Annotated in this window: 5 protein-coding genes; 4 read left to right on the forward strand and 1 reads right to left on the reverse strand. The window is 37.9% G+C overall.

Going from position 1 to position 12042, the window contains the following annotated elements:
- Positions 1 to 52: 52 nt before the first annotated feature.
- Positions 53 to 2467 (reverse strand): hypothetical protein, encoded by a 2415-nt coding sequence (locus H6607_09490; GenBank protein ID MCB9262594.1) that lies wholly within the window; start codon positions 2465 to 2467, stop codon positions 53 to 55.
- A 243-nt stretch (positions 2468 to 2710) separates the two neighbouring features.
- Here H6607_09490 and H6607_09495 point away from each other — a divergent pair, with 243 nt between their 5' ends.
- The 4 genes from H6607_09495 to H6607_09510 are packed head-to-tail and all read left to right on the forward strand — an operon-like array spanning position 2711 to position 11996.
- A complete protein-coding gene (locus H6607_09495) occupies positions 2711 to 3838 on the forward strand; it encodes a DUF928 domain-containing protein (protein ID MCB9262595.1) in 1128 nt (375 codons plus the stop codon).
- Between the two features lie 5 nt (positions 3839 to 3843).
- Positions 3844 to 4455, forward strand: a complete 612-nt coding sequence (locus H6607_09500; GenBank protein ID MCB9262596.1) for a hypothetical protein — start codon at positions 3844 to 3846, stop codon at positions 4453 to 4455.
- Between the two features lie 51 nt (positions 4456 to 4506).
- Positions 4507 to 11310, forward strand: coding sequence for a hypothetical protein (locus tag H6607_09505; protein MCB9262597.1), 6804 nt, complete (start codon positions 4507 to 4509; stop codon positions 11308 to 11310).
- Positions 11311 to 11315: 5 nt separating this feature from the next.
- Positions 11316 to 11996: a hypothetical protein gene (locus H6607_09510; GenBank protein ID MCB9262598.1), complete on the forward strand. Its 681-nt coding sequence runs from the start codon at positions 11316 to 11318 to the stop codon at positions 11994 to 11996.
- Positions 11997 to 12042: the final 46 nt, after the last annotated feature.

Here is a 12042-nt window from a genome sequence, read left to right on the forward strand (position 1 = left end):
ATAAATTCTTTCTTAAACTTCGCTATATATCTTTTTAAAAATTTCTTGTTTCCTACAACCGATACCGCATAATGATTTGCCCACTAAACACATCCTTTTTGTCGATGCCATATAGCCCTTCAATTCTACCGATTCCAATACTAGCCTGCATCTGAATCTTCTTTAAAAAGGTAGTGTTTACGGAGTTAACCCAATTGTAACGGTAGGCCTCCGAATCGTATTTGTCCAAAAACAACGAAGATGAAAGATATACCTTCTTTTTGGCATCTTGACTCACTTCTAAGCGACATCCCGAATAATTTAAACTATCTACTTTGGGAAGCGATTGATTTCGGTAAACGTTAACAGAAAGATTCAATTTTTGACCTTTCATCAAAACAAACGCATTGTAAAACGTATTTTCAATGGGTGCTTCCCCTTTGTTAAAATCGATGTGACTTCGGGTGTAGTTGGTGACTATCGACAATTGTTTGGACTTCATTTTTTTGAAATACATGATTCCAGCAGTAGTGACACTCAACTGATTGTTGGTTCGAAAAATGGAATCGGGGTGATTGTTGCCCTGCTCATACGGAGCATGCTGAACAAAAAAGTTCGGTATTTTTTTAAAGTTCGACCGCACCGAAACGCCATAACCCTGCATGCTGTTGGTAGAGGATTGAATATGGGTAATGTTGTCGTTGAAATGTTTGTAGAAAACCGAAGTGCTGATTTTTCGTTTGAATAGCTTTTTATCAAACTGAGCCTTCAACTCATCGTAGCCATTTCGCATATAAGGGTTTGATAAATTGATAAAGCCCGGATAAATACGTTTGGTTTCTACTTTCAATTTGGATTGTCCATTAAAGGCATAATGTGCATTCAACTGTCCGGCAGCCTGATTTAATCGAGTTTGAATTATCGGTTGTTTGGGTTGCCCTTCAATGGCTTTCGATACATATACATTATCCGAATAAATGGAATGTGCCGTTCGAAGTTCAATGTTCAATTTATTGCCAAACTTTCGCTCAAGTGATACGGTTTGAATAAAATTTCGTTTGGGCTCTTCCAATTTTTTTTCATCCCACAAGGCAGTGTGCGAGACTTCCACTTTTAATTTGTCGTATTGATGCCCAAACAAGATACCATTTACATTTCGATTAAACTCCGGATTGGGCTGGTTTAATCCAAAAGTGTTGAACTGGTTGACAAAGGTCTTTCCTCCAACCAGTTTCAGCTGGTTGTTACCAAACTTAAAACTGGTGTTTAGCCCTTTTGTGGGCATTCCGTTGAGTGAAAGTTCAGAAAAGTATGGATAGTTAATGCCAATCTCAAAATATTCTGCCGAGGAGGCAATGGAAGCCAGCTTGTTGCTCTTTAGTTTGGATGTAGCTTTTTCCTTAAAAAAATCCGGATTGCCATAGAGTTTTTTCATTTCGTCCAATTTGTTTCCATACAACGAATCAAACGAACGCACCATCGTATAGACCGAATCCAAGAATTCATATTTCTGTTTGAGCTCATGATATTGCTTCATGGCTTTTTCATAATCGGCATACCTTGCCGAATCAACCGATGACCAATTGTTCTTTAGCCCTTCGATGGAATCTTTTTTACGTGTGGCTTTTTGTTTGAAAAAATCTAAGGAGTCTCTAACGTTTCCTTCCACCTGATGCTTATATTCATCTGTTTTGTTTTTATAGTCGGGCAACTGTGCTTGTTGGTCTTTGGGAAATTGCTTTTTTAGTCCTTCTAATTTTTGTTCCTGCTTCTTAAGTTGATAGTCGATTTTAGCTTTTTCCTTTTCAGTATTAAAGGTTTGCTTGCTCAGCTCATTTTTTTTGGCTTGCAGCTGATTGATTTTTTGATAGGCTTCTTGTTTGATGTTGGTTTTAAACTGTTGGGTGTTAAACCGAATATTAAAACTGTTACTATTATATATGGTGTTGGGTTCGGTGGTTACAAAAAAGTCGATGTTAAAAGGCAGGCTTTTTACCTGCACCATGGGGCTGCCATACAATCGGCTGTAACTTTTTTCACTTACGGTAAAAGGATCCTGGTAATTGGTGGTGAAGGATTCAGAAACAATTTCACCCGAAAGTGTAACATATTTTAAGGAGGTTCTTAAAAAACTATGGGAGGAATCTGAAGCAGAATCTGAAGCAGAATCCGAAGCAAGTTTCCACGGCATAGTTGGTTTTAAATCTTTTAAATATTGTTCGGTAAGTTGCTTTCGCAGTTTGGATAAAGTGTCGGCACATAATGAGGGTTTTTGAAATTTTAGCAAACTGTCTTTGTTGAGTAAAGGCTGCGAAGGAATCATAGATTTGAGTTCTTCCTTTTTCCCCTTTATAGAGTCCAAAGTTTCTGTTTGCTGGGCGTACAATAGATTTGCACTAAAAGCAAAGCACAATACCCAAAACAATCTGCGGCTATTACCATCAAGTAATTTGAAATGTTTTTTCTGTTTTTTTAATGTTCGATTCATAACATGATGAAAAATTGGAAGGCGAAATATACACCATATATATGTATATCCCAAAAAAAGAAAAATTTTTCTAAAAAATAGAAAAATAATTTGGTAGATATTTTTTTTTGTTCGTATTTGCGTTTACCATAGTCCATAAAGTAGCGTTTAAACTAACACCACTTTTAGACCTAAATTGATTAAGTTATGAGAACCACCAAGTTGACATTGAGCCAAACTGCGTTCAATAAAATTTTTACCGCAATGAGAACATCCAAAAAAATGGGTAAAAGAGTTTCGTTATTCTTTTTTGCCACCTTTCTGTTTTTGTCTCAAACAACAAAAGCAGAAGTCGTTATTAATCCGCACCCCATTGCCGGATTTCAGTTTTCCAGCAAAGACATGCTCAACTTTGATGTCGTTTATACAAAAGACCTCCCCGTAAAAGTTCAGTTTAGTGCCGTACTCCAAGATGCACAAGGCAAACCGGTGGTAGAATATGTGAGTTCAACCTATACCTTACAAACGGGAAACAATGCTTTTACCCCAACTAATTTTAATATTGCTCAAACTCGATGGACAAACAAAACCATTGCCGAGGTAGAAAACAGCACGAAGTTTCTTCCGTCAGGCGATTACAGTTATTGTATATATATAAGGTGTGTGGATGCTTTGAATACCTGCAAGGAGGTGTTTAATCCGGAGTTGGATTATTCGGCTTGTTCAGAGGCTCATGCCGAACCCATAACGCCTTTGTTATTAAGTTTTCCTGAAGACGAAGCAACCATCAAAGAAAAACGACCCAACTTTACATGGATTCCTCCCATGCCCATCGGCAACAATCCAAACTTAACCTATACTTACACACTGGTAAAAATGCTCAACGACCAAACCGCAGAAGATGCCATTCGCCGCAACAGGTCATTGTATACCCAAAGTGGTATCAAAAATATTACGTTGATGTTTCCCAATCAGCTTTCCGATTTAGAAGAAGGCGAACACTATGCCTGGCAGGTCTCTGCTCAGCTTGGCGAGCAACAAATAGCCACCAGCGAAGTGTGGGAGTTTGAGGTGGAGAAAGAGCCTGTACTTCCTTATGTGAATATCAACCAAACACAGCTAAGCACACATATATGTATGGATGTCCTAAAAGTGTTGTATCAAAATCAGTATGGTAAGCATACACTCAATTATACTATTCAAGACGAAAATGGCTCGGATATAACCCCAAAAGGTTTAGAGTTCCAAATTGTGCAAGGCGACAATCACTTAGATTTTCCGATTGATGAAGCAAATCTGGAATACGAAAAACTGTATTACTTAATAATTGAAAACCCTAAAGGGAAACAGTTTAGGATGAAATTTACGTATACCTCAATTGAGCGAAGATGATATTCATGCGACCAATTGTCTGGGTTATTCCCTTCTTATTATTGGCTTCATGTGGGAAGAAGTATTCAGCTAAAGAATTCTACAATGAGGTTCAAAATAGAAATAGCTCGTTCTGTCAAAAAACAGAGAACGGAAAAATTGTTCATTATGTACAGCATCGACCAAAAGAATTCATGGCCTTACTAAACTTAAGAGGAAAATCATTTGACAAGCATCGGCTTGATTCTTTTAAAAATCTATACGATGACGGTCTGTACTTTAACATTAAAATTGGAACCAGCGAACCAAATGTGGAAATATTGAAATATAACCTCCAAGATCAGACGGAGTATTTCAAACGATTGGAGTATTTTAGTTCAGGTTTTGTAAGTGACGTATATCTTGTGGATGGAAAGGATACTGCCTGTTGTAATGGGAATCATTTTGAACGAACCTTCGGCTTAGAGCCTGAAATAAATATTCAGTGCTATTTTAAACCAACATTCAAACCATCAAAAAAGAGTGTAATCATAATTAATAATCGTGCTTTTTTCAACCAAGGAGAATTTGCTTCAATTCCCTTGCCGAAAAGCGTGTTTGATCGAAATTCATATAAAATTAAAGCAGAAAGTATTTAATAAGCTATGACAAAAAGAATAAAAATCTACGCCTATGTCTGTTTAGCAGTAATGCTAAGTGAGATTTTATTGCCCACCACAACCTGGGCCTTAACCGGAGGACCCTCTCAACCCGAAGTTCAGAGTTTTGAGCCGGCGGGAACCACTCAAATGGTGGATTTGTTTAGTGGAGATTTTAACTACAACATCCCCTTGTTGGATGTTGGAGGATATCCTGTAAATCTCAGCTATCATGCGGGTATTGGAATGGATCAAGAAGCCAGTTGGGTCGGGCTTGGTTGGAACATCAATGCTGGTGCTATTAACCGAATGAAGCGGGGTGTGCCGGATGATTTTATGGGTGAATCCATTAATAGGGAGCTCAATATTAAAGATAATTGGACTTTAGGTTTTAATGCAGGAACGAGCCCTGAAATTTTTGGTTGGAATGCAGAGAATAGCAAATTTAATATTCGGTTCGGTATGGGTTTGTTTTATAATAGCTATAAAGGTTGGGGAACCGAAGTTAGTGTATCTCCAGCTTTCAACATTCAGAAAAAAAACTCAACTACTTCTTTTGGATTTGATTATTCCGCAAATTCTCACTCGGGAATCGATATCTCTCCTTCCGTTTCATTTACACAGAAATACGAGAAAGATAAACAGCAACACGGAAGTACGTTTGAAATTGGAAGTACTTTTAATAGTCGGGCTGGCCTTCAAGAGGTTGGACTTTCTTTTAGTCATGCCTCAAGACAAACGCATAAGTCTAAGTCTAACTCTAAATTTATGGGAGGAGGTGGTCAACTTGCAGGTATGACCTTTGCCCAGTCAACTTGGATGCCATCTGGTTCAAACTCCTATGGAAATGCAGCAGTTTCTTTTAATTTTAAACCAGGAACCGAACTTTGGGGTTTAACTCTTCATACCGACTTTTCTGGTTATTATTCGAATCAATGGTTAAGGAACAAAGAAACTAACAAAAAAGCATACGGGTATCTATATGAAGAACATAAAGATGATAATTTGAGTGACGGTGGTTTAGAAAAATTAGATGTCTTACTGGATTTTAATCGGGAGCCAGAGGGTATCCTTGCAAAGGGAAGTATGAACCTACCAGTAACAAATCATACCTATGATATCTACTCTGCTTCGGGTCAAGGTATTGCCGGAGCATATAGACCTATGAGAAGTGACATCCCTGCACTTCATGATGATTATACCCAATCCGGTGGCGGCGGAGGAAAATTGGGAGCAGATTTTGGACTTGGGGCACTTATCAAGGCTGGTGTGAATGGGGGGTGGCACTATAATAAAAGTACTTCAGGAGCGTGGAAGGAAGATAACAAATTGATTTATCAGGGCGATTTCATAAGTAGTAAAGAAAACGCACAAGATATTGACTATGAACCCTCGTTTTTCGCCTCCATGGGAGAGTTAAGTGTTGCCGACAGTCAGTACTTCGATATTTTTAATAGAACAACACTTATAGAACCAAATTTAACGGGCGGCACGGTTTTAGGAAACCTCTATAAAACCAATGAAGGAGCATATTTCAGAAGCCCCTATACGGGTAATAACAATCATGTAAGAACCGGCAGGATGCCTCGAAATACCCATTTGTCATATTTAGCTGGAAACGATGCCGTTGCAGCTGCCTTAGAAAGAGATATTGAAATATATCCTATTAATGGTACGCCCATAAATGGAGCGTTTGACGTTGAGAACGTTTCAAGATTGTCACGTCCAAGGCATCATTTAAGCGAAATGTCTGTGACAGGAACGGATGGTATGCGATATATCTATGGCATTCCAGCCTATAACAACAAAGATGTATCCATGACATTCAATGTTGCTGGAAATACAGTAACCCAATCTGATGGTCAAGTATCCTATACAACAACAGATGCCTCAGTAAATAATAATAAAGGGCAGGACAATTATTATGAAAAAATTGAAACGCCCGCCTATGCTCATTCTTACCTCTTAACAGCAATTTTATCAAGCGACTATGTGGATTTAACGGGAGATGGCATTTCTGACGATGATATAGGAACAGCAGTAAAAATCAATTATAGTCGAACATCTGAAAATTATAAATGGAGAGTACCCTACAATGAATTAAAAGCATCGCACGGCGGCGGACTTAAAACCAATCCAGACGATGACAAGGGTTCTGTATTGTATGGGGAAAAAGAAATGTGGTATATGCATTCTATCGAAAGTAAAAATCATATTGCTGTGTTTAAAATTTCCACGCGTCAGGATGGAAAAGGAGTTGAAGATATCCATGGTGGAATGTCAAGCCTAGAGAACTCATATAAATTGGATAAAATTATTCTTTATTCAAAACAAGAGTATTTATCGAATCCAAGTACCGCAGTTCCAATAAAAACGGTTCATTTTGAGTATGATTATAGTCTTTGCCCAGGTATAGATAATTCGGTCACACAAGGCACTGGCGGAAAACTGACACTAAAGTCAGTCTATTTTACCTATGGTTCTTCAGAAAAAGGTAGAACCACACCTTACACGTTTGTTTATAGCTCAAACAACCCAAGCTACGTGTTAAAAGGTGTTGATCGTTGGGGAAATTATTCCCCATTGAACACAAATTTGCCCAATGAGGAATACCCATTTACCACACAGGATAAGGAAGATGCAGATAATTATGCTGAATCATGGTGTTTAACTAAGGTTTTTCTTCCCTCAGGCGGAACCATTGACATTCAATATGAGGCGGATGATTATGCCTATGTGCAAGACAAGAAGGCCATGCAAATGATTAAAATAGCAGGCTTTGGCAGAGGGTCAAGTATAGGGACACGTTCAGAACACACTTATAATGAATACGACAAAGAAATAGATAAACACGACATTCTGTATTTTCACTTGCAGGAACCAATAACCGGTGCTAATGCCAAAGATGAATTGATAAAAAATTACCTTAAGGGCATCGAAATATTTCAGTTTACGGTTTATGCACGTTTAAGCAAAAATCATGGTCCGGATCCCGCATCTCCACACGAGTATGTTAAAGGATATGCCGAAATTGATTGGGATAGAATGGACAAATTTGGAGTCATTCAAAATGGAACAATTGGTTATTTTCCTATGAAAGATGGTGTAGCGAAAAGACGAAAAGAAAAAGAACAAAATGTAAGTCCAATCGCCCTATCCATTTGGAATTTTACTAGAATGAATACACCATACATTTTGTATCAAGGAAAAGCACCAAAACTTGATAAAGATGGAGACAGAACAAAAAAATCATTTTCCATGTCACCATTTCAAGGAGACTTATTCAGAATTCTTGGAGGAGGGATGTATAAACACATGGAATCCGAGGAAATTGGAAAGTTGGTTGTATTGGATAAGTCATGGATAAGGCTTAATAATCCCAATGGTAAAAAGTTAGGTGGTGGACATCGGGTAAAACAAATTTCTCTTTCTGACAATTGGGATTTGATGAATACTGATGACCCAAATGCGGAGTCATTCGCCTACGGTCAAACCTATTCATATACCACTGAAATCTCTGATGAGAACGGAGGAACGACAGAAATAAGCAGCGGAGTTGCCAGTTACGAACCCATGTTAGGTAGTGATGAAAACCCCTATGTTATGCCAAGGGTTTTAACCATTGACAATTTATGGATCCCAAACGATGAATACATGATGGACAATCCTATTGGCGAATCGTATTTCCCAAGTCCTTCAGTGGGGTATAGCAAAGTTGAGGTAAAAGCCTTGTCTCATTCAGGTGTGGAAAGAACAGCTACCGGTCGGACAGTGCATGAGTTTAATACAGCGAAAGATTTTCCAATAGTTGTCGAATCTACTGAATTAAAACCCAATGTTCAGGCTCCTAAATGGAAGATACTTCAAAATTGGAAAATGAGGACATATTTCGCCGGAACGCAAGGACATGTCATCGAATTGAATGATATGCATGGAAAACCTAAAGCACAATGGTCTTATGCCGAGGGTGGAACAAACCCCATTTCAGGTGTTAAGTATATCTACCATACAAATAAAAGTGGAACAAAGGAAAAATTGGAAAACTATGTTAAAACAGTCGATCAAAAAGGAGAGATTAAATCGCGTATGATTGGTGTTGATATAGATTTTCATAATGATTTTAGACAAAACAGAAGTGAATCTCTTGATGGAAGTTTTAATACAAATACAGATGGATTTTTATTCTTAGTCGGTATTGCCGCAGTTATTACCATTTTTCCTGGAATCAAAAAAAAGAAGAACGAAAATTACACGGCAGTCTCAACAAAAGTAATAAACAGAAAAGGACTCTTAAAAGAAGTAATTGCCTTCCAAGAGGGCTCGCAAATTTCTACTACCAACGAAATATATGATGCCCTAACTGGTGAGGTACTTGTTACCAGTGTTCAAAACGAATTTGAAGACAAAATTTACAATTCGGCAATTCCAGCCTATTATGCCTATGATGGGATGGGACACAAATACAAAAACAATGAATTGTATGTACGTAAGGTGCTTTTTACAGATGGCAAACCTACCCTACCCTTTAACCTGAGTGTTTCTGATTATTTGGTTGAAGGGGATGAAGTATTGATATACCCTTTCCAAAAAGATGCTAACGGAGCAACGATATATGCCAAAAATGGATATGCTCAGGTTCGTTATCATGCATGGCTATATAAAGGTGCGGACGGAATTCTAAATTTAATTGACCGAGAAGGTAATCCGATAAAACTTAATACCTATGCAGATTTAAAAGTAATTCGATCAGGAAGAAAAAATGTTCCGGGGGCTGCTGTTATGACAGTTGAATCCACCTCCCTTCCGGTTGCTTCCAATAAACTTGCTTTTAGTAATGTACTGAATGTGTCTGCAATGGAATTTAAGGACGAATGGAAAACACAATTAAATTACTTTACGTTCGAAAAGTGCGAGGATACAGAAACTGATTTTTATACAAACATTGTTGCATTGTTTCAAGCAATGGATGGCAACGCATCGAGATTTGAACGAAAATGTGAGCACAACTATCATCGGCCAGACCCTCAAAACGTTGCTTTCTTTGACGAAAGTCTATCTCAGTCTGAAATAATAAGTACGTATTATTTCGAGCCATGCCTTGTAGAATATGTTGGAATAAATCCTACATCTTCAATAGAGTTTGAAAAGGTTAATCAAGCTGGTCAGATGATGTGGCAGGTTACCTATACTCCAAAATACGATATGTTATTCCAAAAAGATGGGAATGGCAACTACATTCATGTGTATGAAGCCTCATCCGGAAATAATTTGACTGGTAGTACCTCCGCCTCATATCTTGACGATGTATTTTATGTGTGGGATGACAACCACCAAGTTTACATACCGATTACATTTGAAGAAATAAAGCAAAACTGTGCGGTAAATTGTTATCATGAAACAGATTATTTATCAGATTTAAATAGTTCTCTCTTATCAAACATACAACAAAGTAGTTCTATAATAAATGTTGGAGCTAATTGGAAACTAGATTACAATGAAGAATCAAACTCTTTTGAGGTAATTTTCAGTTGGACGGAAGAAGGATTAGAACCAAGTTGCAAAGTATCTATTGATTTAGAGAATCATGATTTGAACAATATACTTGAATTCTTGAACTTTGAAGTTACGTCCAGTCATACCATGCGGGTTCAAACGGTGGTAAAAGACCAGTATGGCGATGTTGATACGATTTGGCTTAACGTGACCTCGGACTGCGATCCTTTCTTGGATTGCGAAACAGTCTGCGGAAACGGATTTACCGAAGCCACCACCAACCCTTTCCTTAGAGGTATTAAGGGTAATTGGAGACCTTACAAATCGTGGGTATTTGTAAGCGAAAGAGACCAAAATTCATCTGGAGTTAACACTCGAACAGATGGAAAGTTGACAGATTTCAATGCTTTCTGGAAATTTAGCTCATCCGCTCAAAAGTATGAACCAACATACAATGATCCTAAATGGGTTTGGTCGAGTGAAATAACGAAATATTCACCATTTGGTCAAGAATTAGAAAACAAAAACCCATTAAATCAGTACTCCAGTGCGATGTATGGATACAATCACACCTTACCTACGGCCGTGGCGGCCAACAGTCAATTCAGTCAAATGTTCTTTGATGGGTTTGAGGAGTATGCGTTTAATGAATTGATGGCAGTGGAGTTCCCGTGTCCGGCGGCTAAAATTGATATCAACGCCATTGTGTTAAATAGTATGGATTTGTCTTTTGACAATACTCAGCAGCATACAGGTAATTATAGTATTAAGATAAACCCAACCACGTCAATGGTTTGTAACGTTGCCTTGTCTGATTTTACAGTCCACACAAGCAGTGCGGATGAGAATTACACCAAAATTGTAAAACTTACCGATGATGTTGGGGAATTTACCCCTGCAGAACCTGGTAAATATGTAGTTGGGGCATGGGTAAAAGAAGCAAGAGATGCATATCATACTTCGTATGACGAAATGTATATAGAAGTGGTTGTTACCGATCAAAACAATCAGCTTCGTACTTATACAATTAATACCAATGGAAAGTTAATTGAAGGTTGGCAACGGATTGAAGGACAGTTTGAAGTTATGACCGGAGATAAAAATCTGGCGATAACCATTTATGGGGCCAGTGATGTTGACGGTTGGTTGGATGACCTGCGAGTGCACCCATTTAATTCAAATATGAAATCCTATGTTTATGATTACCGTTCATTGAGATTAATGGCTGAATTGGATGAAAACAACTACGCCACCTTCTACGAATACGACAACGAAGGAGCCCTACTTAGGGTAAAGAAGGAAACGGAAAAAGGGGTTGCCACATTGCAAGAAACAAGAAGTCATATCAAATCAAATAATTAAAGATTATGAAAAAATTCATTTTAGTGATATTGCTTTTTTCGTCAGGAAAATTTGCACAAGCACAAACAAGCCTAAAAGATATACTAATAGGTGTGCAGAAGACCTACCATTCCTCAGAGGGCGTTTCTATGGATTTTACCATTACCATGGGAAGTGTGAATAACAAAAGCGATTGGGAGACTGAAACAGGAAAAATCATTATCAAAGGGACGAATATTTACTACAAAATGGGAACCTCAGAATTTTTTGTGAATAATGGCTTGTCTTTGACGGTGGACCATGAGGAGAAATTTTTGATACTGGACTCCTCGATAAATAATTCTGTAGAGATTCCTATGCTTCAATCCATGACTGCGGACAGTCTGAATAAACTTTTGGGTGGAGGAAAAGTGGAGCGTATCGGAAACGGAAAATGGAAAATTACCGAGTTCACCTCCGGAATCCTGCATCATTCTGAAATGGTGATTGATTCCGCAACTTTTCTTATTGAAAAAATGGCCGTGTATTATCGAACCGAAGAAGGTGGATCAGCGGAAGAATTTATGCAAATTACGTATCGAAATACTCACAAAGGAAACATTCTAGATACCAGCTTTTCCATATCTAAATACTATCGAAAAGACAAGGACAATAAATGGGTTCTTCAACCCGCATTTTCAACCTATGAAGAATTTCATAAACCCTAAGTAAAAAAACATGAACTTAAAGAAATTACATTTAGCAATCGTTCTT

Source organism: Flavobacteriales bacterium (assembly GCA_020635395.1).
Classification (GTDB): domain Bacteria; phylum Bacteroidota; class Bacteroidia; order NS11-12g; family UBA9320; genus UBA987.

What these genes read in the sequence shown, in the direction of transcription:
- H6607_09505 (MCB9262597.1), top strand. Translation starts at nt 4,507, where the DNA reads ATGCTAAGTGAGATTTTATTGCCCACCACAACCTGGGCCTTAACCGGA.
- H6607_09500 (MCB9262596.1), top strand. Translation starts at nt 3,844, where the DNA reads ATGCGACCAATTGTCTGGGTTATTCCCTTCTTATTATTGGCTTCATGT.
- H6607_09490 (MCB9262594.1), bottom strand. Translation starts at nt 2,467, where the DNA reads ATGAATCGAACATTAAAAAAACAGAAAAAACATTTCAAATTACTTGAT.
- H6607_09510 (MCB9262598.1), top strand. Translation starts at nt 11,316, where the DNA reads ATGAAAAAATTCATTTTAGTGATATTGCTTTTTTCGTCAGGAAAATTT.
- H6607_09495 (MCB9262595.1), top strand. Translation starts at nt 2,711, where the DNA reads ATGAGAACATCCAAAAAAATGGGTAAAAGAGTTTCGTTATTCTTTTTT.